Origin of the sequence: Candidatus Poriferisocius sp. (assembly GCF_965208355.1) — a bacterium.
Classification (GTDB): domain Bacteria; phylum Actinomycetota; class Acidimicrobiia; order Acidimicrobiales; family Bin134; genus Poriferisocius.
Genome location: NZ_CBDBOM010000003.1, coordinates 3,228,382 through 3,251,648 on the forward strand (window position 1 = coordinate 3,228,382; position 23,267 = coordinate 3,251,648).

Sequence of the window (23,267 nt, forward strand, 5' to 3'; positions counted from 1 at the left end):
GTCTCCTCCTAGTACCCGACCATTTCCGACAGGGCGTCCCGATGCTCGGCTGGGGTGCCGAACAGGCCCCGGTTGACGGTGGCCCGGCGCAGATACAGATGCAGGTCGTGCTCATAGGTGACCCCGATGCCGCCGTGGATCTGCACGCAGTCCTGCATCAGATCCACCGAGTGGTCGCCCACATACGACTTGGCCACGCTCACCATGCGGGCTTCGTCGTCGCCGGCGGCCAGGGCATCGGCGGCCCCGTCCACCGCTGCCTGAGAGGCTTCCGACCACAGCTTCATGTCGGCGAAACGGTGCTTGAGAGCCTGATACGAGGCCAAGGGCCGCCCGAACGAGTACCGGTCGAAGGCGTACTCCACGGTGAACTCCAGCACTTTGGCCGCCGACCCGGCGTTGTCGGCACACTGGAGCAGCACGGTCACCAGCCGCTGGCGCTCCACATCGGCTTCAGCGGCCGCCCCCGGCTCGCCCACCATAGATTCGGGGCCGACGGCTACTCCTTTGAAGCGCACCTCGGCGAATCGCCGGCCCAGATCGAGCGAATCCTGGGGGGTGATGGTGATGCCGGGAGCGTCAGACGGCAACAGAAACTGGGCCAAACCATCGGGAGTCCTAGCGGTCACCAGCAGGTGATTGGCCTGGGCTCCGGCTTCCACCGCGGTCTTGGTTCCGGTGATCAAATAGCCGCCGTTCGACGAGGACGCTGCGGCGGCCACATGGCTGGCGGACCAGTCGCCACCCGGTTCGCAATGCGCCCAGGCCAGCACCACTTCGCCGGCCATGACCCCCTCGAGCAGCGATTGCTGATCGTCGGTGCCCGAACGGCCCAGGGTGTCGGCCACCACATTGGTGGGCATGAATGGCCCCGGCACCACACCCCGGCCCATCTCGTCGGCCACGATGGTCAAGTCAACAATCGGGCGCCCCGAGATGCTGCCGCCGCCTAGCGTCTCGGGCACCATCAGCGAGGTCCAGCCCAGCTCGGCCGCGGCCTGCCACCAGCTCGGCGGGTATCCGTCGGGCAGGTCGTGCCACTCCCGCACCACGCTGACCGGCACCTCGGCCTCGATGAACCGACGAGCCGTCTCCCGGAAGAACTCCTGATCGTCGCTCAGATCGACTCTCACCGGGGCCATTCCACCACGACAGCGCCAACCGGTCACATTGAGACGGGTATTGGATCGCCCCCTCAGAATCGAGACCATTACGATTGAGAGGTCCGGGGCTGTAGCTCAGCTGGCTAGAGCACCTGCTTTGCAAGCAGGGGGTCGTGGGTTCGAGTCCCATCAGCTCCACTCATGGCGACGACGTCCACCCTGCCCCCCGCCGCGCTCGACAGCTACCACGCTCAGGGGTTTTTCATTTTGGACGAGTTTGCACCGGCCGAGGTGGGGAACCGGATGCTCGACGATGTTGTGGGCGTGGTGCGCGAGGTGGACGAGTCGGGGATCACCCCAGAGGGCATGCATGTCGCCCCGGAGTCCCAGGGGAACCTGAGCGGCGATCGCCCAGAGGACACCGTGTCGAAGGTGTTCACCCTGCACGACCGGCCGGCGTTCCTGTCGTTCTTGCACGACGAGCGGATCACGGGAATTCTGCGCGACTTGATCGGCCCCGACGTGGACTGCTTCTTGTCGCAGTTCATCTTCAAGAACCCCGGTGCCTGGGGCCAGCCCTGGCACCAAGACAGCTTCTACTTCCCCTTCGAACCGGCCCGGCCCATCGTGGGGCTGTGGCTGGCGGTGACCGAGGCCACCTTGGAGAACGGCTGCCTGCACATCCTGCCCGGCAGCCACGCCGAACCGGTCCACGAGCACGTCCCCGACCGGCGGCCCAACGCCAACCTGGGGTATGTGGAGATCGTCGACCACGACATGTCCGACAGCCAGTCGGTGATGATGCAGCCCGGCGACCTGCTGGTGTTCGACAGCCACCTCATGCACTGCTCCACCGACAACGTGTCCGACGGAATCCGCGCCGCCATGGTGTATCACTGCTGCCCGGCCGGCACCGAAGATCTGGGATTCGAGCAGTTCGACGGCTTCAAGAACCCCATGTACCGCTTCGACCCCCTGCTTCGCAACGGCCAGCTGGTGGGGTAATGCCCACGCCAACCGCCACCGTTCTGGTTGATTCCCGGCGCACGACGGGGGTGGTGGACGACCGGGTGTACGGGCAGTTCCTGGAGAACATGGGGCGGGCGATCTACGGCGGGGTCTTCGAGCCGGACTCCCCGCTGGCCGACGCCCACGGGTACCGCATCGACGTGCTGGAAGCGGCCCGGGAGCTGGCCCCGCCGGTGTTGCGCTGGCCGGGTGGGAACTTCGCCTCGGGTTACCACTGGCGAGACGGCATCGGGCCGGCAGAAGACCGCCCGGCCCGGTTCGATCTGGCCTGGTCGATGCTGGAAACCAACCGGTTCGGCACCGAGGAGTTTCTGGCCTACGCCCGACTGCTGGGCGCCCCTGCCTATCTCAACTTGAACGCCTCCACCGGGACCATCGACGAGGCCCTGGAGTGGCTCGCCTACTGCAATAGCGACCTGCCGGTTCCCGAGGTTGCGCTGCGGCAGGCTGGCCCCCACCCCGAGCGCCACAACGTTCCCATTTGGGGCATCGGCAACGAGAACTTCGGGTGGTGGCAGCACCTGCACACCTCGGCCGATTCCTACGCCGAGCTGACCCGGGAGTGGGGCAAGCTGCTGCGGTGGGCCGACAACCGCATCTCGCTGGTGGGGGTGGGCGCCGACGACCCCGACTGGAATTGGACGGTGCTCAACGAGGCCGGAGTGGTGCTCGACTGGCTGTCGCTGCACTTCTACTGGAATGAGCTCAGCTACGAAGGCGCTCTGGCCGGCCCGATGGCCTCTGAGGCAGAAATCTGCGACACCTGGGGGCTCATCGGGGCAGCCAAGCGGCGGCGCAAGCTCAATCACGATCTGCGGATCTGCATCGACGAGTGGGGGGTGTGGCCTGAGCCCTACCTGTCGATGACCAACCAGCCCGAGGTGATCAATCGGCGGCTGCGGGCCGAAGTCGGGCCGCCGGTGCATACTGAGCCCGTTCCCATGATCGAGTACCACTTCGACCTCAAAGACGCGCTGGCCCACGCCACCTGGCTGCATGTGCTGTGGCGTCATCCTGACAAGGTGTCTTTGGCCACCCAGGCGCAGATGGTGAACGTGCTGGGCCCGATCCTCACCACTCCCGACGGCGTGGTGCGCCAAACCACCTTCCACCCCCTGGCCGTGGCCCGACACTTCGCCCTGGGCACCGGCCTGGATGTGGGAGCGCTGACCGAGGCCGGGATCGACGCTACGAATGCCCCGGGAGGATCACTGTCGGCGCTGGACGCGGCGGGCACCGTCGACCCCGACTCCGGCCAAGTCCACTTATCGCTGGTCAACCGCCTGCCCGACGACGAGTTGCTGGTAGGCCTCGACGGCATCGCAGGGCAGGCTCAGCGCATCACCCTGTGGGCCGACGACCCGGCCGCCGCCAACACGCCCGAAGCCCCCGACCGGGTGGTGCCGACCGAAGACCAGATCGACATTGACGGCCCGCTAGTGATGCCGCCCCACAGCCACGTCACCCTGGTGTTCCTCGGTTCACAATGAGCAGCCGCCACACCCCCCACCCTTGGAACCAGGACTTCGCCTGGCGTCCGGCTACCTCGACGCCCGCGGCTCTCACCCCCGAGCAGACCGAAGAGTTCAACCGCCAGGGGTTCTTCGTGATGGAGGACCTGCTCGACGCCGACACCATCACCGCAGTCACAGACGAGATCGACGCTATCGAAGCCGAGACCGAGGCCGGCCTTCGCCAAATCGAAGGCGAGCGGCTGATGATCGCCGAGGCCGGAGCCATCACCTTCACACCCCATCTGGTGGCCCGGTCTAACACCCTGCGCCAAGTGGCCGCCGATCCCCGCATCGGCGCGGTGTGCCTCGACCTGGTCGGCCCCGACGTGAACCTGTACTGGGACCAGGCGGTGTACAAGAAGCCCGAGAAGCCCCGCCGATTCCCCTGGCACCAGGACAACGGCTACACCTTCATCGAGCCCCAGCAGTACCTCACCGTGTGGCTGGCCCTCAACGACGCCACCGTCGAAAACGGCTGCCCGTGGGTGGCCCCCGGGGTCCATCTCCACGGGACGCTGGCCCACACCTATGTCGATCCTCTGGGCTTTGAGTGCTTCGAGCAGTGCGAGAATCCGGTAGCCGCCCCGGTGCCCGCCGGGGGCGCGGTGGTGTTCTCGTCGCTCACGCCCCATCTCACTGGTCCCAACACCACCGATGAGGTGCGCAAGGCCTACATCCTCCAATACGCCCCCGCCGGAGCCGAACTGCTCACCGGCGATCCAACCCAGGGACCGCCCACCGGCCGGGCACCCTGCGACGCCCCCGAGCGCCAGTACGCGGTGATCCGCTCAGGGGGACCGGTAACCCCTGATCGAATATGATCCCTCAGTCGGGCGGCCTGAGCTGACCCGAGCCCGGGACCCGCGAGGGACACAGAAGGGGAACCTCATGAAGACCAAGAAGATGCGCTGGCTTGTCGGGGTGCTCGTGGCTCTGGCCATGGTCGCCGCGGCATGCGGTGGCAACGACGACGATGGCGATACCGACGCTCCCGCCCCTGCGCCAGCCACTGAGGCACCAGCCGCGCCCGAGCCGGAACCAGAACCTGAAGCGGCCGAACCCGAGCCAGAAGAGGCTTCCCCCGAACCGGAGCCAGAGCCAGCGTTAGAGGATGCTCCCGAAGAGGAAGAGCCCGAGTTCCAACCGGCCCCTACCGAGGAGCCGGAGCCGGAGATTCCCCTCACCGCCACATGGCGAGGCGTGACCGCCGACACCATCACCATCGGCGTCACCTACCTCGACATCGAGCAACTGGTGGAACTCGGTTTCTCGCCAGCCACCTGGGGCGACCAGGAGCTCGTCATCCAAGCGCTGGTCGACGACGTCAACGACCGGGGCGGCATCAACGGCCGGCGGTTGGAAGTCATCATGGACAAATACAGCCCCATCGGCGCAACCGAAGCCGAGGCCGCCTGCCTCCGCATTGCCGAGGACAACGAGGTGTTCGCAATCTTGTTCGGATTCCTCGGCCCGGCCGAGGTGGCCAACACCTGCATCGTCGATCAACAGGAGACGATCTTGGTCGGCGGGACCATCACCCCCGAACGACTGGCCGTGGCTCGGGCCCCCTGGGTCAACGAGCGGGTGACGCGCGATGTCAGCACGGGTGCCCTGTTCACCCTGCTGGATGCGGAGGGAATGCTTCAGGGAAGATCGATTGCGGTGGTTGCCGACATAACTGCGGCTCCCCAACTCGAGGAGGTTGCCAACCTGCTGCGGGATCGGGGAGTCGAGCCCGTACTTGAGATCGCCACCTCCTCGCAAGTGGCCGATCTCATTGCCCAGAATCAGGAGTGGGCCACGTTGTCCGAGCGCATCAGGGCGGCTGACGCCGACACCCTTCTGCTCGTCGGCAACGCCTCGGCCGGCATTGAGAATGCCAGGCTCAACGGTCTCGAGGTGGATATCTGGGCTACTGACGCCTCCGGGCTGGGCCCCAACATCGGCAACAACGTCGACCCTGAGTCGGCCCGGGGTGTGATCACCGTGGGGGCTATGACAAATGCCCAGACATTCGAGACCGATCCCCGGTTCAAGGAATGCCTGGACGCGTTTAGTTCCAAACATCCCGACATCGAGATCAAGCACCCCGACACCCTCGAAGAGGGCGAGCCGCTTTGGTTTACTGCCCTTTCCGCCCACTGCCGGTTCCTCCAGCTCTTCGAGTTGCTGGCGACCGCGGCCGGGCCCAACCTGACCCATGAGACCTTCGCCGAGGCCATCGCCAACGTTGGAGAGTTCTCGATTGTCAGCCAGCCCTACGCATCGTTGGGGCCGGACAAGCTCTCCAGCAACGACTCCTTCCAGCTCTTGGAGCAAGACCCCGATCTTGGTGCCCGAGGCCAGCTGGTCCCGGCCGGCCCGATGCGGGACGCCACGCCATAGGCGGGCTCAGTTGAACTGACCAAGCCGCCATATTGGAGGGATACGGTTGCGGCCATGAGCAACGCGGCATCCCCATCCCACCCGCTGGCCGAAGCCTTCGCTTCAGGGCGCCCGGCGCTGGGCGCCTGGGCGGGCCTGCCCTCGGCCATGAGCTGCGAGATCATGTCTCGGGCCGGGTTCGACTACGTGTGCATCGACATGCAGCACGGCTTTGCCGACTATTCCGACGCGCTGGCGATGCTGGCCGCCATCGACCTGGGCGCATCTACCCCGGTGGTACGGGTGCCGTGGAACGAGCAGGGCATCATCGGCCGGGTGCTCGACGCCGGGGCGCTGGGCGTCATCATCCCCATGGTCAACAGCCGTGAGGAGGCCGAGGCCGCGGTGCGGTCCTGCCGCTACGCCCCTGAGGGTTCCCGCAGCTTCGGCCCCACCCGGGTGGCGCTGCGCGACGGGCCCGGCTACTTCGCCGGGGCCAACCAGGCGGTGAAATGCATCCCCATGGTGGAAACGGTGGCCGCCCTGGAGAATCTGGACGACATCGTGTCCACCCCGGGGGTCGACGCCGTGTACGTCGGCCCGGCTGACCTGTCGGTGAGCCTGGGCCTGCCTCCCGGCAACAACGATGGCGAAACGTCGTTTGACGATGCCCTGGCCGCCATCGTGGCCGCCTGTCAGAACCACGGCGTGGTCCCCGGCATCCACTCCACTCCATCGCTCACCCCCACCCGGGTCGAGCAGGGCTTCCGCCTGGTCACCGTCACCGCCGACAACGCCGCCCTCTCCGCCAGCGTCACCGCCCACCGCCAATCCGTCCTCGACGCCCTCAGCGGCAATACCGACCCCAGCACCCAAGCAGGCGGCGAGTCTCTCTACTAGGTCCTAGCTCCACCAGTGTCCCTGCGTCGGATATCAAGACATGTTGATAGCTTTTTCCTATCATAATATGATATGTTCTAAGCCATGTCCTTGATTATCTTCATCACACCAGAACCGGACGACGCCGACCTCATAGTGATTGAAGAGATCGAGCGTTTGCGGCGAGACCTCTCCATTTTTGTACGACACAAGCCTCGAAGGTGGGCTGGCCATCTGCGGAAAATGAGTCTTGCCCGGGCAGTACGAGGCTCTAACTGGATCGAGGGCTACCGAGCCTCCCTCGACGACGTGCTCGACACCATCGAGGGAGAAGAGCCACTTGATACCACAGAGGAAACCAGGCTGGCTCTAGTTGGCTACCGGGATGCCATGACGTATGTCCTTCAACTAGCCGAAGCCGAAACTCAAATCGACGAATCTCTATTGAGGTCTCTCCACTTCATGATGACCAAACACGACCTTCGCGCCCGACCCGGCCTCTACCGACAAGGACCGGTCTGGGTGGAAGATGAGAACGGGGACCGTGTCTATGACGCGCCCGATGTGGAACTTGTCGAGCCACTCATGGTCCAACTCATCGAATCTCTATACAACGATGATTCTGTACCCGTCATATTCCGGGCCGCAATGGCTCACCTCAACCTGGTCATGATCCACCCCTTCCGCGATGGCAACGGACGGATGGCCCGGGCCTTGCAGACAATGGTGCTCTCAGGTGAGGGCATTGTCTCCCCGATCTTCTCTTCGGTCGAGGAGTACCTGGGCCGCAACACCGACGACTACTACGCAGTCCTAACTGAAGTTGGCCAAGGCAACTGGCACCCGGAGAATTCAGCCCGACCGTGGATACGTTTCATGCTCAGGGCCCACTACCGACAAGCATGGACATTGCAGAGGCGCATCCGCGAGACCGAGGAGCTCTACGACGTCATCACCCAACTTGTCGACCGGTACAACCTGCCGAATCGAGTGACCGGCGCGCTAGCCGATGCAGCACGTGGTCGAAGACTGCGCCGACCGATCTACTCACGCCTAGTTGAGATGACCGACGGAGACCCAATCTCTGACCTCACTGCGAGCCGAGACTTGAAAGCAATGGTCGATGCCAGGATCCTCGAGCCGAGAGGCGCGGGCCGAGGTCGCACCTATCACGGCTCTCAAGAACTGCGTGACCTATGGATCAATATCCGAGCCGATCGACCCCCCCGAACGAACGACGACCCCTACGTCACCCTCCCCCAAAGAATGTTGCCAGGCATTTCCGCCTGACCTCGGCGGACCACTTGAGAAGCACCCGTGGCAAAATGCAAGCGATGACAGACGAGACTTCATCTCGCATCCTTCACGGGCGGCTTGTCGGGGTAACCGGCCAGGCCTATGTCGCTAACGTCGAAGTCTGGCTGGCAACCAAGACCACAGCGGGTGAGTCCTCAACGCTGGAGACGATCACAAACGAAGAGGGATTTTTCTCATTCGATCTCCCGACGGAGCCTCTGCACACTGCCAAACTCGGTGCTGTTCTCCTTGGCGTGCAACCTTTGGACCTCGAGCCGAACGACCAGGCCCTAGAACCCGGGGAGATCATGCTGTTCGTCGACGATTTCGCCCCCTCCCACCTCAAATACGCCGGTTAAGGGCTTCAACTCACCCCAGCCGACTCCGCTAGCGGTAGCGGCGGATGATGGCGGTGGTGTCGAGGCGGTTCTCGCCGGCGGCGGCGGTTGCTTGGGTGTAGCGCTGGCAGAGCTCGACGAGGGGGATTGGGGCGCCGAGCTCGGCGGCGGCGTCGGCCACCAGTCCTAGGTCTTTGATCATCCAGTCGACGGCGAAGCCGAAGTCGAACTCGTCGGCCACCATGGTGTGGCCCCGATTTTGCAGGTACCAGGAGCCCGCTGCCCCTTTGGTGACCGCGGCCAGGACCTTCTCCATGTCGAGTCCGGCCCGCTCGCCGAAGGCCAGCGCCTCAGCCGCCCCCTGCACAGCCCCGGCGCACAGGATCTGGTTGACCATCTTGGTGAGCTGGCCCGATCCGGCCGGGCCCATGAGGGTGACCGCCGAGGAATAGGCGTCCATCACCGGACAGGCGGCCTCGAAATGCTCCGGCTCGCCCCCGCACATCACGGTCAGCACGCCGTTTTCCGCCCCGGCCTGGCCCCCGGAGATGGGGGCGTCCAGCCAACCGATCCCCCGCTCGGCGCACACCTGGGCCAACTCAAGGGCCACCTCGGCCGATGCGGTGGTGTGGTCTACCAGCACTGAACCGGCGGCCATCGTCCCCAGAGCGCCGTCGTCGCCCCGCACCACCGCCCGCAGGTCGTCGTCGGCCCCCACACAGGTGAAAACGAATTCGGCCCCGTCGGCCGCCACGGCCGGGGTGGCGCAAACCGTCCCGCGGTGCTGCTCGCCCCAGCGCTTGGCCACCGCCGCGGTCCGGTTGAACACCCTCACCTCGTGGCCCGCGGCCGCCAGATGCCCGGCCATGGGGAAGCCCATGTTGCCCAGTCCGATGAATGCACAAATGCTCACGTCGGCCACGATAACCGTCCCATTGCCCTGCACCCCCGGCGATGGGCGGCTGCAACAGCCTTCCCATAACATCAAAGGCGATGAGCGACAACGGCTTCGACGTGTTCTCTGCTGACTCGCATGTGATCGAGCCCCACGATCTGTGGCAGATCTACACGGTGGAGGCCTACCGGGACCGGGCGCCCCGCCTGGTCCACGAGGAGACCACCGACCGGCTGGTGTGCGACCAGGCCCGGCTTCCCCCGATCGGGCTGCTGGCCGGGTGTATGCGCACCGACGACAACGTGAGGGCCAAGGGCCGCTGGGACGAGGACGTGCCCGACGTGGGCTGGGACCCCGAGGTCCGCATGGAGGCCCTGCGCACCGACGGGGTGACCGGCGAGGTGCTGTACCCCACCATCGCCATGCAGATGTACCCCATCCAAGACGTGGAGTTCCAGTGGGCCCTGTTCGAGGCCTACAACACCTGGGTCGGCGAGTTCGTCAGCCAGATCCCCGACACCTTCGTGGGCATCGCCCTGTTGTCGCCGGTGGACTTGGAGCGGGCCGCCAAGGAGATCAAGCGGTGCCGCGACATGGGGCTCAAAGGAGTGATGATCCCGGTGGTCAGCGGGGAGGACAACCCCTACCAGGATCCGGCGTTCGACCCGCTGTGGGCCGCGGCAGTGGAGCACTTCATGCCGGTGAACCTGCACGCCGCCACCACCCGGGATCCCAAGAAGGCCTGGGACCAGGGCACCTCCACCCGCTCGGTGCTGCAAACAGTGGACATCCAGGAGGTAGTGCTCGACCTCATCTTCGGCGGGGTGTTCGACCGCTTCCCCGATCTCAAGATCGTGTCGGCCGAGAACGACGTGGGCTGGGCCGGCAACCTGCTGGAGCGGGCCGACTACTGGTTCCACCGCCATTCCCAGCTCCTCAAGGACATGAACTGCGAGCAGGAGCCGTCGCACTACTGGCGCAAGAACTTCCGGGTGACGTTCATGCGGGACCTCACCGGCGTGGCCGCCCGCGACATCATCGGCACCGAGACCATGATGTGGGGCAACGACTTCCCCCACCACGTGTCCACCTGGCCCCACAGCCAAGCGGTGATTGCCGAGCACTTCGCCGACGCCCCCGATGATGTGCGCCATGCCATCGTGTCAGGCAACGTTCGCCAGCTCTACGACATCCAAATATGACCAGGGAGGGCCGATGACCAAGACCTGGACCGAAGACCATCCCGCTTTCCAGGTGGCCGCTTCCCGGCGCATTTTGGCCCGGGAGGGCTGCGAGAGCCGGGTGGCGGGCCACGTGTCGGTGCGCGATTCCGAACGGGCCGACGCCTTCTGGGTGTCGCCGTTCGGCTACTTCAGCGAGACGCTGCCCAGCGACGTGAACTGCTACGACATGGAGCTGAACCTGCTCGACGGCGACACGCCGGCCTCACCCGCGGTGCGGTTCCACGCCGGATTCTATGAGGCCCGTCCCGACGCCAACTCGGTGATCCACACCCACTCCCACTACGTAGAGGTGCTGTCGACCACCGGAAAAGACGTGGGGCTGTACTCGGCCGACGCCTGCCTGTTCTACCAAGAGCAGGCCCACTACGCCGACGACGGAACGGGCACCCCGGTGGACGGCCCCCTCATGGCCGAGGCGCTGGGCCAGAAGTCGGTGGTGCTCATCGGCAACCACGGCGCCTGCTTCGTGTGCCCCTCGCTAGAGGAGGCCACCATCAAGGCCATCGCTTATGAGACCTCGGCTCGGGCCCACTTCGAGGCCCAGATCGTGGGGGGCCACGAGATGGTCGAGGCCGAGGCGGCCCGGGCCAAGAAGGCGTACCACAAGCACTTCATCCCCATGATGTGGGAGGCCAACTACCGCCGGCTGCGCAAGACCGACGCCGACCTGTTCGAGACGCTGGCCGACTGAATGGCCGACGACTCTGGGGCGGCCCCAACCCCCCACCCCATGGCCCCCCATCCCATGGACAGCATTGGTGTGGTCGACCTCATGCTGGGCGTGCCGTCGGACCGTGACTCCTGGTACGCCAATTTCCAGGGGCTGCTGAAGGACACCGAGAGCCGCAGCTTCGGCCACGGCGCGGCCTACATGTTCAAAGACCTGCCCCAAGTGGACGGCACGGTGGACTTCATCGCCTACTTGCTGGCCGAGATGGACCTCTGGGGCATCGACAAGGGGCTGTTGCCGGTGAACTTCGGCGACACCTGGGGCACCCGAGGGGTCACCGAGCACCCCGATCGCCTCTACGGCAGCTATCTGGTGGACCCCAACCTGGGCGTGCAGGCAGTGCGCGACCTGCGCCGGGCGGTTGACGAGCTCGGCGTGATCGCTGCGGCCTGCTTCCCCACCGGGCTGCACCCCCAAGTCGACATCAACGAACCGCTGATGTACCCGATCTACGCGGCGTGCTGCGAGCTGGAGATCCCCATGTGCATCAACGCCGGCGTGCCCGGGCCCCGATTCCCATTCGGCCCCCAGCACGTCGAGCACCTCGATCAGGTGTGCTACGACTTCCCCGAGTTGGTGCTGGTCACCCGCCACGGCTCGGAGCCGTGGGAAGACCTCATGGTGAAGCTCATGTTGAAATGGCCGGGGCTGCACTACTCCACCTCGGCGTTCGCCCCCAAGCACTATCCAAGGGCCATCATCGACTACGCCAACACCCGGGGGGCCGACAAGGTGATGTACGCGGGGTACTTTCCCTCGGGGCTATCGCTGGAGCGGATCATGACCGAGATGCGCGACGTGGGATTTCGCGACCATGTTTGGACCAAATTCCTGCGGGACAACGCCCTGCGGGTGTTCAATATGGCATGAGCATGATTGAGCACATCTTCCGACGGCGGGATCTGGGAATCATCGACTCCCTGATCGGGGCGGGCATGCTGGCTGTCGCCGTCTTCATGTGGGCCGAGCGATCGGTGGAGGTAGACGCCAACGCCGAGGGGCCTGACAACTGGAAGTGGCAACTCTGGCAGATGGGCACCGTCGTGTTGGCCATCGTGGGCGTTTGGCTGCTGTGGCGCAACACCAGCAAGGTGCCGTGGGTGCGCACAGTGTGCCTGGTGGCGCTGGCTGTGGCCTACCTGCTCAACAACTACACCGACGTCTTCAAGGAGAGCGGCAATATCTGGAACACCGTCAATCCGCTGTTCATCGCCTGCGCCACCGTGGCCATCTGCACTGGATGGCGCCGGGTTATGGCCCAGCGCCAAGGCATGGAACCGACCAACCCGTTCGTCTTCATCGCCGCGGTCATCGCCACGGGGATGGCCGTGGCAGTTTTCGTCAACGCCTACTTCACCAATGACAGCGGCGCGTGGAACGTCATCGATCCCCTGATCATCCTGTCGCTGTTGACCTGGGCCATCGCCGCCCGCCGCACCAATGTGGGCGACGCCATCTGAGCTTGTACGCTGCCTGAAATTCAGCCGAGAACAGGCGTAAGGAGCACGACCATGCCTGAGATAGACGGTTACGCCCATGGGGATTTCAGCTGGGTCGACCTGTGTACTGAGGAGCCTGACAAGGCCCGGGAGTTCTATTCGGCGCTGTTCGGTCTGAGCTTTCACGACGAGCTCGAGGGCGATCAGGTGGTCTACACCCTGGGACTGAAGGGCGATAAGCCGGTGCTGGGGCTCATGGAGAAGCCCCAGCAGATGTGCGAGATGGGGATTCCCAACGTGTGGGAGACCTACATCACCGTGGACAGCGCCGACGAGGCCATGGCCAAGGTGGGGCCGGCCGGGGGCACGCCGATGGGCCCGGTCATGGAGCCGTCGGGCGCCGGGAGGATGCTGGTGGTGGCCGACCCCTCCGGCGCCGTGGTGGTGCTGTGGGAGGCGGTGGGCCAAGACGGCGCCGCGCTGAAGAGCGAGCACGGCACGCTGTGCTGGAACCAGCTCCTCTCCTCTGATGTCGACAAGGCCCTGGGCTTCTACTCCGAGGTGCTGGGCTGGACGCCGGTGCCCCTCGACATGGAGGACTCGACGGGCATCATGCTCAACGGCGAGATGATCGCCAGTGCCGGGCCGCTGCCCGCGCCGGCCATCCCCTCCCACTGGGCGGTGTACTTCGCGGTGGACGACTGCGATGCCACCGCGGCGCAGTGCCTGGAGCTGGGCGGCCATGTGGTGGTCCCGCCCATGGACACCCCGCCGGGGCGCATGGCCCAGCTGGTGGACAACGCCGGTGCCATGTTCTGGGTCATCGCCCTCGACCCCACCTTCTCGCCGGTCTGAGACCGGCCGATACCACCCATTAGGAGGCTCCTATGAGCGACGACACCGCGAGAAGGCACGAGCCGTATGAGGGCTGGGAGGGTAGAGCGGGGCGCACCATCGCCGGATCGGACCCGTGGTGGCCCGAGGCGGTGCGGGCTCCCGAAGGGGCGCCCAACATCGTGGTGGTGCTGGTGGACGATCTGGGTTTCGCCGACTTGGGCTGCTATGGCTCGGAGATCGACACCCCCCACATCGACCGGATGGCCGCCGAGGGGCTGCGCTACCTCAACTTCCACGTCAACCCCATGTGCTCGCCCACGCGGGCGTCGCTGCTCACCGGGCTGAACCACCACGACGTGGGGGTGGGCAACGTGTGCCACCTCGACCCCGGCTACCCCGGCTACAGCTCCGAGCTCACCGAGCACTGCGCCACCATGGCCGAGATCCTGCGGGCGGCGGGCTACGCCACCTTGATGGTGGGCAAATGGCACCTGTGCAAGGACTCCAACCTGGTGGGGCCCCGGCACTCGTGGCCGCTCCAGCGGGGCTTCGACCACTACTACGGCTTCCTCGACGGGTTCACCAACTTCCACCACCCCCACCGGCTGATCCGCGACAACAGCGTGGTGCGCACCGACCAATACCCCGACGACTACTACTTCACCGACGACATCACCGACGAGGCCATCGGCATGGTGCGCGAGCAGAAGGCGGCCCGGCCCGACCAGCCGTTCTTTTTGTACCTGTCGCATGGGGCGGTCCACGCCCCGCTCCAGGCCAAGCAGGCCGACATCGATAAGTACCGCGGGGCCTACGACGCCGGCTGGGACGAGATCAGAGAGCGCCGCTTCCAACGCCAGATCGAGCTGGGCATGTTCGACGCCGACACCACGCTGCCGCCCCGCAACTCCGAGGAGCGCAACGACGTCACCCCGTGGGACGAGCTGTCAACCACCCAAAAGGAGGTGTTCGCCCGCTACATGGAGGTGTTCGCCGCCATGGTGGACAACGTCGACCAGAACCTCGGGCGACTGCGGGCCGCGCTGGAGGAGCTGGGCGAGTGGGACAACACGCTGGTGCTGTTCACCTCCGACAACGGGGCCTCTCGAGAGGGCGAGGACACCGGCTGCTCGCAATACTTCGAGGTGCTGTCGCCCACCCCAGTCGACATCGACGAAGACCACGCCCGCCTCGACCTATTGGGCGGGCCCCAGACCCTGGCCCACTATCCCCGGGGCTGGGCCATGGCCGGCAACACGCCCTTCCGGCTCTACAAGATCAACACCCATGCCGGGGGCCACCAGGTGGCCATGATCTCGTCGTGGCCCGAGCGGGTGGCCGATCCCGGCGGGTTCCGCCGCCAGTACCTGCACATCACCGACGTGCTGCCCACCGTGCTCGACATCGTGGGGCTCCAAGCCCCCACCGAGCGCAACGGCCAGCCGCTGAAGGGCCCGCTGGTGGGGGCCAGCTTCGCCCCCACCCTCGCCGAAGCCGAGGCGGCTGAGCACCACAGCGAGCAGTACTACGAGCAGGGCGGCCACCGGGGGTTCTACCGCGACGGCTGGGAGGCGGTCACCCTGCATCTGCCCATGACCCCGTTCGGCGACCACGAGTGGGAGGTGTACAACCTCAGCGACGACCCCACCGAGACGGTGGATCTCTCAGAGGCCGAGCCCGAGCGGCGCCAAGAGCTCATCGACGCCTGGGAACAGGCTGCCCATCGCTACCAGGTGTACCCGCTGGACGAGGGGTCGATGCTCAAGTACGTGCAGCGGCCGCCGTCGGAGGAGGTGTACGAGACGCCGGTGCGGATCGTGCCCGGCACCGACACCCTGGAGCGCTATCGCAGCATGAAGATGATCCAGGCCCGGTCGTTCACCGTGGACATCGAGTTCGACTACGCCTCTGGCGACGAGGGCATGCTGGTGGCCCACGGCGACCAGGGCGGCGGCTACGCCTGCTATGTCGAAGGTGGCGAGGTGGTATACGTCCACAACGGCTACGGCCACATGCGGCGCCTGTCGGGCGGCCCGCTGGCCGAGGGCCGGCGCTCGGTGCGGCTCGACTTCACCATCACCGATGGCTTCGCCTGGGATCTGCGGATACTGGTGGACGGCGATGAGAAGGACTCCGGCGAGGGGTTCATGGGCATGTGGACCATGGCCCCGTTCGAGGGCATCGACGTGGGCATCGACCGCCGCTCCCCCGTGTCATGGGACGTGTATGAGCGCCACGGCCCCTTCCCCTACACCAATGCCATCGAGGCCGTCACCTACACCCCCGGCCAACAAGGCCCCCTGGCCTCCATCCACACCGCCCAAATCCTCAAAGAAATGGGCGCCCGCTTCGAATAAAGGGAATAACATAAAACTCATTGAAATTCGTAATTCGCAGTGGTATGCATAGGGGAGAAAGTGGCATACCTGTGAATTTGGGAGATCCAAGGTGCCCTCGCCGCTAAAACGTATTACACTTAGACATTGAGGATATTCGAGTCGGCCTACCGACACGGTTTTACTGACGAAGATATCCAGCATGCCTGGGCAAACGCGCTGGGCTATTTCGACATCGACATCGAACATGAACCACCCAAGAGCCTCTGCATCGGCCCCAGCATCGCGGGCAACCTGCTCGAAATCCTGTACCTACAGTTCGCCGACGAAGACTTGGTTATCCACGCGATGCCGCTACGACCTGTGTTCCGGGCTTACCTAAGTGGCGCTTGACAATGAGTAGCGACACCAGTCCCAAACAGAAGATCTCCGACGAGGACATCAAGGCAATCTCTGCTGATTTTGAAAACCGCCAGTTCACACCTGAGGAATTAGTTGGGATCAAGAAGACTCGCCGCCGGTCGCCCAGGCTCGGCGAGGCCAGGGCTGAGGTGTACACGTTCCGAGCCCCACCGAGCTACAAGAGCCGTATCAAGAAGCGTGCAGCATCTGACAACACGTCCGAGAGCCAAGTCATCCGAGACGCGCTCGACTCCTATCTGTGACCTGACGGAGCGCCATCGGGGCGCCGCGTTTAGTCCCGAGAGGCTGGGGCGACACGGCATTGGTTGTAAGGGGGTGTAACGTTTGGCGGGGGGCTTGTCGAGCTTGCAGGCAGTCCACTGATGGAACCAAATCCGGGCGACAAGCGTTTAGAAGACGTGAGCGCTTCTGATCCCGATGGGATCGACCGGTCGCTCCCGCCACCGCCCCCGCCAGGGAGCCCTCCAACACCTCAACTTCCTTCGATCCCGGAGAGCCTTCAAATGCCGCGCAATCGGGTGTTCATTCCGGCTGCGGTGCTAGTGGTGTTCTTGCCGATTGCCGTGTGGCACCTCCGGGGCCAACGCGATTACGTCTCCGACCCTGAGTATTCGCTGAAAGCACCAAACTGGCTCAGCGAACTGCCTCACCCAGTTGGCCTCCTTGCCGTGATAGCGGTGTTGGGTGCGTTCGGCTGGCTGGTTTTGGAGTTTTGGCTGCGCGGCTGGCGCCACTGGTGGTTCGTAACTCTGGGCGCACTTTGCCTCATGGGGATATACACCGCAGAGGTAGGCAGAGATGCCACAGCCGGCCGAGGCCGACCTGACCCAGGGGATCCCGGTTGGCCCAACGCATTCGGCTCGGAGTTCTTCTTGGCTGCCCCCGTCGTTTACGGAGCCTTGCTCATCATTGCGGCCGGAGCCATCTACAAGATCGACCCTGCATACATTGCGGCCCTCAAAGCCAAGACCAAGATCAAATCCGATTTCCTGTTGTCCGGCTTATCGCTCGTTCCAGGATTTCTCGCCTTACTGGCAGTAATCACGTGGAAATTCTTCTCGGAGCCCTCAATTCACACCTATCTTGTGGAGATTTTCGACTCCTTGATTTTCGCTGCGGTCATTATGGTGGTCTTTTCGCCGTTCCTTCTGGTCAAAACAGTGTTCCTCGTCACAGGAATGATCTCCGCTTGGTTCGTCCTGTTCCGTTCCGCCGACTTGGTGTTGCGGCGAAAGGCCTACTGGTAGCGGTCAGTCCCAGCGGGGCAAAATGGGGCGATAAGAGTTTGGAGGCGGAGGCCGGGGTATCGGCATGTGATTCCGGCAGTGGGGCTGGTGGTCTTGCTGCCGGTGGCTGTGTGGCATCTGTTTGGGGATCAGACGGATTACTCCGGCTCCGAACAGCTGTACTTCATCTGGCGGGCGCCGGGGTGGCTGAATGAGTTGGCCCACCCGATTGGGCTCATCGCCTCGCTGGCGGTGTTGGCCGCGCTCATCTGGCTGACGGTGGAGTATTGGCTGGAGTACTGGCGCAAATGGTGGTTCTTCGTTCTGGGACCGCTTTGCATGCTGGGGATCTACGCCGGGCTGGCGGGAAGATACGCCACCATGGGCATCACCGAGAGAGACGAAGTAAACGTCTATGGCTGGTTGGGTCTGCTGAGCATTCCCGGGGTCCTTGCCCTGATATCCACCATGCTCTGCGTAGCCGCGTCCAAGGTCAGGCCCGAGGCAACCACCCGCTATCTGGCCAAGGTAGGACTCAACCCAACCCGGCGGTCGGCGTTTGCGGCCGTTCTGCTGGGCGGTGTCATCTCAGCCGGCCTTTCGCTGGGCATCGCCGCAGCCAAGACCGTGGCATCACCCTCACGGAGCTTTTCGGTGAATGAATCCATCAACTTTTCGCTGATTTTTCTGCCCCTCATTCTCTTTGTCGGAGTGATCGGCCTTTTCGTCTACCTCGCGCTCATGGCCATGGGGCTCGTACTCACCTGGCTGCTGCTGTTCCGCTCCGCCGAGGCGGTACTCAAGAAGCGGAACTACTGGTAGGGGTCAGTCCCAGCGGGGGCGGGGGGATTGGGGGAGCCAGGAATCAGGCTGCTGGGCGATGAGGTAGTTGTAGTCCCAGTACTCGCGCCAGTGGGCGATCTTGCCGTCGCGGATCTGGAGGCGGCACAGAACGGGGAGGCTGGCCACGGTGCCGTCGGGGTGGTACCACACCTCCACCCGCTCAACCACCACGTTGTCGCCGTCTACCCAGATGTCGGACACGCCCATCTCGAAGCGGTCCAGCATCGACAGGCCCACCTCCAGCTTGGCGACGATGCCGGCGTGGCCCACGGTGCCGCCGGAGTCGGTCTCGAACGGCATGTCCTGGTACACGCCGTCGTCGGTGAACAGCTCGGCCACCGCCGCCCAATCCATGGCCTCCAGGGCGGCGAACAGGGCTTCAGCCAGCGCTCGATTCTCAGCTTCGCTCATGGGTGGCTCACTCGGAAATGGACGGGGAATTGACTGGCCAAGGCAAGGCTCACTCGGGCTCGGGCATGTCCAGGTACTGGGCCAGCATCTGGGTGGAGGGGTTGACCCGCTCGTACTGGGCGCCGAAATCGGCGGGGAAGGTGCCGTACTTCACCTGCATGTTCACGATGGCCACCATGATGATGCAAAAGCGCAAGCAGCCCCAGGCCTCGAAGTAGTCGACGTGCTCGGCCTTGCGGCCCATGGCCTGCTCCCAACGGGCGATGGTGCCGTCCCGGTCGGCGAAGCCGGGCAGCCAGTCGATGCCGGCGCCCTCGCTCAAGAACCGGTTCATGTACAGGAACCACCCCAGGTCCACCTCGCCGGGGCCCAGGTCGGCCATCTCCCAGTCGAACACGGCCATCACCTTGAAGTCGTCGCCGTACATGAGGTTGCTGGGCCGGGCGTCGCCCCAGTTCAACTCGGTGGGCATCGAGCCTGAGGGGTCGTTGGCCACAAACCAGTCCAAGGCGGCGTCGATCAGCGGCTTGGGCCGGTCCTCGGCAGCCCAGTCGGCGTAGTAGCGCTGGTAGCCGAGCTGCTGGGCGAATCCCGGGCCGCCGTACTCGGGGCGGCCCACGAAGTCGAACCCGTTGGCCTGCCAGTCGGTGGAGGCCACCGCGGCCAGCGTGTCCACCGACGAGTTGTACAGCGCGGCCTGCTGCTCAGGCGTGGCCTCGAACACCCAGCCCTCCTGGAAGAACGGCGGGTTGTCGGAGGGAACCCGGCCGTGCAGGCGATCCATGATGAAGAACGGCTCGCCCAGCACCTCGCCGGTGTCCTCCACCCACAGCACCTCGGGCACCGGCACGCTGCCGCAGGCGGCCATGTTCTGCATGCTCCGGTACTGCACGCTCATGTCGTAGGCCGGGAAGATGGCGTAGTCGGTGGGCCGCTTGCGCACCACGATGCCCGAGTCGCGGGTTTGGCCGTCACGGGTGTAGACGGCGTCGCACACCAGGGTCTCGTTGCTGAACCCGGAGGCCTCGGGATTCACCAGCTCGGTCACCTCGGCGCCGGACACGCCCGGCCGGGTGTTCATCCAATCGGACAGCGAAGCCTTGATGGCCTCGATGTCGCGGTCTTGGGGAATAGCCATAGAAGCCTGAGAATACTTAGCTAAGCCGCTGAAACATCAGGCGGGGACGGGGACCACCTCTACTTTGATCCCGTTCACGATGGCGTTGCCGGAGATCTCGTCCACCAGCTCGCCCGGCGCCAGCAAGTTGTTGTTGACGCCGGCGAATTCCTTGGCCACCGAGAGCTGCACCCCGTCGAGGTTGTGACCCCAGCCATGCGGCAGGCTCACCACGCCGGGCATCATCTCGTCGCTCACCTCAACGGGCACCTCGATGCTGCCGATCTCGGTGCTCACCCGGGCCACCGCGCCGTCGGCCAGTCCGATGCCGTCGGCGTCGTCGGGATGCACCAGCAGCGTGCAGCGGTCCTTGCCCTTAACCAGCGCCTTCACGTTGTGCATCCACGAGTTGTTGGAGCGCACGTGGCGACGGCTCACCAGCACGATCCCGTCGTCGCGGCCCAGCCGGCGCTGGAGCCGGCCGACGTCGGCGGTGATGTAGGGCGGGGCCATCTCGATCTTGCCCGACGGGGTGTGGATGATGTCGGGCACCCGGGGCACCATCGGCCCGAAGTCCAGGCCGTGGGGGTTGTCCTTGAAGTCTTGGAGGGTGAGCCCGTCGGGGTTCTCGCCGTAGCGGTCGCCCTTCGGGCCGATGCGGATCATCAAGTCGGTCATCCGCTCGGGGCCGCCGTCGTCGTAGTGCGACAGCACATGCTCGGCGTCGAGGCCGAAGAACATGCACAGCCCGGCGAAGAACCCGTCGTCGATGGCGCGCTCGTCGATCTCGTCGTTGGATTGGCCGCCCATCAAAGCGCCCACCCGCACGAGGATCTCCCACTCGTCGGGACGGTCGCCGTAGTCGAATATCTGGTCTGACCAGTTGCCCGCGGTGCGGGCGGCCCACGACCAGATCATCTCGTCCCAGTGGGGCTGCTCCAGCGGGGACAGCCCGGGCAGGATCACATCGGCGTGGCGGGTGGTGGCGTTGACCCAGTTGTCGATGCAGATCATGGCATCGAGCATGGGCAGGGCCTCATCCAGGCGGCCGGCCTCGGGCGAGCTGATCACCGGGTTGCCGGCCACCACCACCAGCGCCTTTATCTGGCCCTCGCCCGGCGTCATGATCTCCTCGGACAGACACGACACCGGCACCTGGCCCAGCACCTCCGGAGCGCCCCTCACCCGGCTGTGCCAGCGGCCGAACTCGGGCTCTTTGGGCGCCTCGAAGTTGAGGGTGACCATGGCCGGGGCCACGGGGTTGCCGAACATCATCCCGCCGGGCACGTCGAAGTTGGCGGTAAGCAGGTTCACCACGTCGATGAGCCACGAGGCCAGCGTGCCGAACTCCTGGTTGCACAAACCGATGCGCCCATAAACACACGCACTGTCGGCCGCGGCGATCTCCCGGGCCAAGCGGCGGATGGTCTCGGCGGGCACCTGGGTGGTGTCGGCCACCTTCTCCGGGGTCCAGTCGGCCACCAGGGCCCCCACCTCGTCGAGGCCGTTGACGTGATTGGCCATGGTGCCCATATCCACCAAGCCCTCGTCGAACAGCACATGGCACAACGCCAGCAGGAAGGCGGCGTCGGTGCCCGGCGTGATGGGCACCCACTCATCGGCGTGGTCGCAGGTGCCGGTGCGGCGGGGGTCTACCACCACGCACTTGCCGCCCCGCTCGCGGATCTTGTCCATCTCGCCCAGCACGTCGGGACAGGCCAGCAGGCTGCCCTGGGAGGCGTGGGGGTTGGCCCCCATCACCACCAGGTACTGGGTGCGCATGATGTCGGGGGTGGGGAAGGTCCAGGAGTTGCCGTACATGCACTCCGACGACACGTTCTTGGGCCACTGGTCCACGGTGCCCGCCGAATAGCCCATCTGCACGCCCGACTGCATGACCAGCGCGCCCACATAGCGGCTGATGGAGAAGTTGTGGGCCGCGGGGTTGCCGATGTAGTAGGTCATGGCGTCAACCCCGTGGGTGTTGCGCACAACGTGGAGCAGCTCCTCGCAGCGGGCGTAGGCCTCCTCCCAGGTGGCCTCTTGGAAGGTGCCATTCTCGTCTTTGACCAGCGGCACCCGCACCCGGTCGGGATCCTCGTGCAGATGGCCCAGCGTGGTGCCCTTGGGGCAGATGAAGCCCTTGCTCCACACGTCGTCGCGGTCGGCCCGAATGGGGGGCAGCACCTTCTCGCCGTCGGTCTTGATCTCCAGCCCGCACATGGCCTCACACAGCGGACAGGTCCGGAAATGGGTCTTTACCTGGTCGCCGGAGCCAGCAGATTCAGGGGAATGGGTCTCCACAGTCACGCAGGCGATGTTAGTTAGAGCCGGTTACACCCCGGAATTCAGCGGAGTTGGTCGACGTAGGCGTCGGTGCCGGGGATGGTGGGGATGAAGGGGGCCGACAGGGCCAGCGAGGCCTTGGGGTGGGCGGCCAGGGCGTTGTGGTGGGAGGCGAAGGCGTCGGGGAACACCTCGGCGGGATCCTGCTCCAAGAACCACAAGAGACACAGGCGCTGGCCCACCTTGGCGGTGGGGGCCACCGGCGGGGTGCCGGGCTGTTCGATGCGGCCCTGGGCGAACTCCCGGGGGGCGAAGGCCAGGCACATCACCGCGGGCGAGCCCAGCAGCACCGAGGGCAGGTGGTCGCGGGCCAGCCATTGCTCGAGGTCGTCCTGGTCGGCGACGGTGGCGGCGTCCACCACCTCCACCACCAGCCCGGCGAAGGGGTGGTTGAGGGCCAGGTGGGGCTTCATGGGGCCGCTGTTGGGGCGCACCACGCCGAATCGGTAGTGGTGGAAGGCGGTGTAGACGTGATCGCGCTGGGGAAAGCCCCGGCCGTGGGGCATGAGGGCCTCGGCCATGGCCAAGAAGCTCCACCGCTCGGTGTCGTCCTCGTGGCCGGGCGTGCTCCAGTACAGCGAGATGTAGCAGCCGGCGTCGGGAGGCTCGAACGCGGGCTCGTCAACGACGGGGCGGAGGTCGCGCAGCGCCCGGGGCGCCACCCAGCGTCTACCGGCGTACACCCAGGGACCGTGCATGGCCCCGGAGAAGAAGTGGTCGTCCTCGTACCAGCGGTTGTACTCGTATTCCTGGCCCACGTGCGGCTCCACCATGGTGATGAGAGCGCTGCCAATTCCGATGTCGTTGGGCAGGTGCAGCGCCAGGCGCTCATACACCGACCGGTCGGCCGGGGTTCGATCAGGCTCGCTGGCGGTCATGGCATGGCTCCTCGGGTCG

Annotated in this window: 23 protein-coding genes and 1 tRNA gene; 18 read left to right on the forward strand and 6 right to left on the reverse strand. The window is 65.3% G+C overall.

Annotated elements, in window-relative coordinates:
• Window positions 1-8: 8 nt before the first annotated feature.
• On the reverse strand, window positions 9-1,133 hold the full coding sequence (locus ACOGXH_RS16295; RefSeq protein WP_419930139.1) for an acyl-CoA dehydrogenase family protein: 1,125 nt from the start codon (window positions 1,131-1,133) through the stop codon (window positions 9-11).
• Between the two features lie 94 nt (window positions 1,134-1,227).
• Here ACOGXH_RS16295 and ACOGXH_RS16300 point away from each other — a divergent pair.
• The 8 genes from ACOGXH_RS16300 (at window position 1,228) to ACOGXH_RS16335 (ending at window position 8,544) form a co-directional block, all read left to right on the forward strand.
• Window positions 1,228-1,301 (forward strand) — tRNA-Ala (locus ACOGXH_RS16300).
• Window positions 1,302-1,304: 3 nt separating this feature from the next.
• Window positions 1,305-2,108 carry a phytanoyl-CoA dioxygenase family protein gene (locus tag ACOGXH_RS16305; protein WP_419930140.1) on the forward strand — a complete coding sequence of 268 codons (804 nt, stop codon included), beginning with the start codon at window positions 1,305-1,307 and terminating at the stop codon, window positions 2,106-2,108.
• Window positions 2,108-3,622 carry an alpha-L-arabinofuranosidase C-terminal domain-containing protein gene (locus ACOGXH_RS16310; protein ID WP_419930141.1) on the forward strand — a complete coding sequence of 505 codons (1,515 nt, stop codon included), beginning with the start codon at window positions 2,108-2,110 and terminating at the stop codon, window positions 3,620-3,622. Before ACOGXH_RS16305 ends, ACOGXH_RS16310 begins: the two co-directional genes overlap by 1 nt.
• Window positions 3,619-4,467: a phytanoyl-CoA dioxygenase family protein gene (locus tag ACOGXH_RS16315; protein ID WP_419930142.1), complete on the forward strand. Its 849-nt coding sequence runs from the start codon at window positions 3,619-3,621 to the stop codon at window positions 4,465-4,467. Before ACOGXH_RS16310 ends, ACOGXH_RS16315 begins: the two co-directional genes overlap by 4 nt.
• A gap of 67 nt (window positions 4,468-4,534) precedes the next feature.
• On the forward strand, window positions 4,535-6,031 hold the full coding sequence (locus tag ACOGXH_RS16320; protein WP_419930143.1) for an ABC transporter substrate-binding protein: 1,497 nt from the start codon (window positions 4,535-4,537) through the stop codon (window positions 6,029-6,031).
• 54 nt (window positions 6,032-6,085) lie between these two features.
• Entirely contained in the window at window positions 6,086-6,910 is an 825-nt protein-coding gene (locus ACOGXH_RS16325) for an HpcH/HpaI aldolase family protein (protein ID WP_419930144.1), read from the forward strand.
• A gap of 84 nt (window positions 6,911-6,994) precedes the next feature.
• Entirely contained in the window at window positions 6,995-8,179 is a 1,185-nt protein-coding gene (locus tag ACOGXH_RS16330) for a Fic family protein (RefSeq protein WP_419930145.1), read from the forward strand.
• 44 nt (window positions 8,180-8,223) lie between these two features.
• The gene (locus ACOGXH_RS16335) at window positions 8,224-8,544 is read left to right on the forward strand and encodes a hypothetical protein (protein WP_419930146.1); all 321 of its coding nucleotides are present in this window, start codon (window positions 8,224-8,226) and stop codon (window positions 8,542-8,544) included.
• Between the two features lie 28 nt (window positions 8,545-8,572).
• Here ACOGXH_RS16335 and ACOGXH_RS16340 read toward each other — a convergent pair whose 3' ends face one another.
• The gene (locus ACOGXH_RS16340; protein ID WP_419930147.1) at window positions 8,573-9,436 is read right to left on the reverse strand and encodes an NAD(P)-dependent oxidoreductase; all 864 of its coding nucleotides are present in this window, start codon (window positions 9,434-9,436) and stop codon (window positions 8,573-8,575) included.
• An 80-nt stretch (window positions 9,437-9,516) separates the two neighbouring features.
• On the opposite strand from ACOGXH_RS16340, the gene ACOGXH_RS16345 reads away from it, so the two are divergent.
• The 10 genes from ACOGXH_RS16345 (at window position 9,517) to ACOGXH_RS16390 (ending at window position 18,475) form a co-directional block, all read left to right on the forward strand.
• Window positions 9,517-10,620 carry an amidohydrolase family protein gene (locus ACOGXH_RS16345; protein ID WP_419930148.1) on the forward strand — a complete coding sequence of 368 codons (1,104 nt, stop codon included), beginning with the start codon at window positions 9,517-9,519 and terminating at the stop codon, window positions 10,618-10,620.
• A 13-nt stretch (window positions 10,621-10,633) separates the two neighbouring features.
• Window positions 10,634-11,353 carry a class II aldolase/adducin family protein gene (locus ACOGXH_RS16350; RefSeq protein ID WP_419930149.1) on the forward strand — a complete coding sequence of 240 codons (720 nt, stop codon included), beginning with the start codon at window positions 10,634-10,636 and terminating at the stop codon, window positions 11,351-11,353.
• The gene (locus ACOGXH_RS16355; RefSeq protein ID WP_419930150.1) at window positions 11,354-12,262 is read left to right on the forward strand and encodes an amidohydrolase family protein; all 909 of its coding nucleotides are present in this window, start codon (window positions 11,354-11,356) and stop codon (window positions 12,260-12,262) included.
• Entirely contained in the window at window positions 12,259-12,852 is a 594-nt protein-coding gene (locus ACOGXH_RS16360) for a hypothetical protein (RefSeq protein ID WP_419930151.1), read from the forward strand. The genes ACOGXH_RS16355 and ACOGXH_RS16360 overlap by 4 nt, the downstream gene beginning before the upstream one ends.
• Before the next feature lie 51 nt (window positions 12,853-12,903).
• Window positions 12,904-13,686 (forward strand): VOC family protein, encoded by a 783-nt coding sequence (locus ACOGXH_RS16365; protein ID WP_419930152.1) that lies wholly within the window; start codon window positions 12,904-12,906, stop codon window positions 13,684-13,686.
• 32 nt (window positions 13,687-13,718) lie between these two features.
• A complete protein-coding gene (locus ACOGXH_RS16370; protein ID WP_419930153.1) occupies window positions 13,719-16,025 on the forward strand; it encodes an arylsulfatase in 2,307 nt (768 codons plus the stop codon).
• 126 nt (window positions 16,026-16,151) lie between these two features.
• A complete protein-coding gene (locus tag ACOGXH_RS16375; protein WP_419930154.1) occupies window positions 16,152-16,397 on the forward strand; it encodes a hypothetical protein in 246 nt (81 codons plus the stop codon).
• A gap of 2 nt (window positions 16,398-16,399) precedes the next feature.
• A complete protein-coding gene (locus ACOGXH_RS16380; protein WP_419930155.1) occupies window positions 16,400-16,669 on the forward strand; it encodes a hypothetical protein in 270 nt (89 codons plus the stop codon).
• 309 nt (window positions 16,670-16,978) lie between these two features.
• Window positions 16,979-17,674 (forward strand): hypothetical protein, encoded by a 696-nt coding sequence (locus ACOGXH_RS16385; protein ID WP_419930156.1) that lies wholly within the window; start codon window positions 16,979-16,981, stop codon window positions 17,672-17,674.
• Between the two features lie 66 nt (window positions 17,675-17,740).
• Entirely contained in the window at window positions 17,741-18,475 is a 735-nt protein-coding gene (locus ACOGXH_RS16390) for a hypothetical protein (protein ID WP_419930157.1), read from the forward strand.
• A 3-nt stretch (window positions 18,476-18,478) separates the two neighbouring features.
• Here the strand turns inward: ACOGXH_RS16390 and ACOGXH_RS16395 are convergent, their stop codons facing one another.
• The 4 genes from ACOGXH_RS16395 to ACOGXH_RS16410 are packed head-to-tail and all read right to left on the reverse strand — an operon-like array spanning window position 18,479 to window position 23,248.
• On the reverse strand, window positions 18,479-18,907 hold the full coding sequence (locus ACOGXH_RS16395) for a nuclear transport factor 2 family protein (protein WP_419930158.1): 429 nt from the start codon (window positions 18,905-18,907) through the stop codon (window positions 18,479-18,481).
• A 49-nt stretch (window positions 18,908-18,956) separates the two neighbouring features.
• Window positions 18,957-20,045, reverse strand: coding sequence for a phosphotransferase family protein (locus ACOGXH_RS16400; protein ID WP_419930159.1), 1,089 nt, complete (start codon window positions 20,043-20,045; stop codon window positions 18,957-18,959).
• Between the two features lie 36 nt (window positions 20,046-20,081).
• Window positions 20,082-22,334, reverse strand: coding sequence for a molybdopterin-dependent oxidoreductase (locus ACOGXH_RS16405; protein WP_419930160.1), 2,253 nt, complete (start codon window positions 22,332-22,334; stop codon window positions 20,082-20,084).
• A gap of 38 nt (window positions 22,335-22,372) precedes the next feature.
• Window positions 22,373-23,248 (reverse strand): hypothetical protein, encoded by an 876-nt coding sequence (locus ACOGXH_RS16410; RefSeq protein WP_419930161.1) that lies wholly within the window; start codon window positions 23,246-23,248, stop codon window positions 22,373-22,375.
• Between the last annotated feature and the right edge of the window lie 19 nt (window positions 23,249-23,267).

Coding starts and splice junctions, on each gene's coding strand:
- ACOGXH_RS16305 (WP_419930140.1), top strand. CDS start 1,305: ATGGCGACGACGTCCACCCTGCCCCCCGCCGCGCTCGACAGCTACCAC.
- ACOGXH_RS16310 (WP_419930141.1), top strand. CDS start 2,108: ATGCCCACGCCAACCGCCACCGTTCTGGTTGATTCCCGGCGCACGACG.
- ACOGXH_RS16315 (WP_419930142.1), top strand. CDS start 3,619: ATGAGCAGCCGCCACACCCCCCACCCTTGGAACCAGGACTTCGCCTGG.
- ACOGXH_RS16320 (WP_419930143.1), top strand. CDS start 4,535: ATGAAGACCAAGAAGATGCGCTGGCTTGTCGGGGTGCTCGTGGCTCTG.
- ACOGXH_RS16325 (WP_419930144.1), top strand. CDS start 6,086: ATGAGCAACGCGGCATCCCCATCCCACCCGCTGGCCGAAGCCTTCGCT.
- ACOGXH_RS16330 (WP_419930145.1), top strand. CDS start 6,995: ATGTCCTTGATTATCTTCATCACACCAGAACCGGACGACGCCGACCTC.
- ACOGXH_RS16335 (WP_419930146.1), top strand. CDS start 8,224: ATGACAGACGAGACTTCATCTCGCATCCTTCACGGGCGGCTTGTCGGG.
- ACOGXH_RS16345 (WP_419930148.1), top strand. CDS start 9,517: ATGAGCGACAACGGCTTCGACGTGTTCTCTGCTGACTCGCATGTGATC.
- ACOGXH_RS16350 (WP_419930149.1), top strand. CDS start 10,634: ATGACCAAGACCTGGACCGAAGACCATCCCGCTTTCCAGGTGGCCGCT.
- ACOGXH_RS16355 (WP_419930150.1), top strand. CDS start 11,354: ATGGCCGACGACTCTGGGGCGGCCCCAACCCCCCACCCCATGGCCCCC.
- ACOGXH_RS16360 (WP_419930151.1), top strand. CDS start 12,259: ATGAGCATGATTGAGCACATCTTCCGACGGCGGGATCTGGGAATCATC.
- ACOGXH_RS16365 (WP_419930152.1), top strand. CDS start 12,904: ATGCCTGAGATAGACGGTTACGCCCATGGGGATTTCAGCTGGGTCGAC.
- ACOGXH_RS16370 (WP_419930153.1), top strand. CDS start 13,719: ATGAGCGACGACACCGCGAGAAGGCACGAGCCGTATGAGGGCTGGGAG.
- ACOGXH_RS16380 (WP_419930155.1), top strand. CDS start 16,400: ATGAGTAGCGACACCAGTCCCAAACAGAAGATCTCCGACGAGGACATC.
- ACOGXH_RS16395 (WP_419930158.1), bottom strand. CDS start 18,907: ATGAGCGAAGCTGAGAATCGAGCGCTGGCTGAAGCCCTGTTCGCCGCC.
- ACOGXH_RS16400 (WP_419930159.1), bottom strand. CDS start 20,045: ATGGCTATTCCCCAAGACCGCGACATCGAGGCCATCAAGGCTTCGCTG.
- ACOGXH_RS16410 (WP_419930161.1), bottom strand. CDS start 23,248: ATGACCGCCAGCGAGCCTGATCGAACCCCGGCCGACCGGTCGGTGTAT.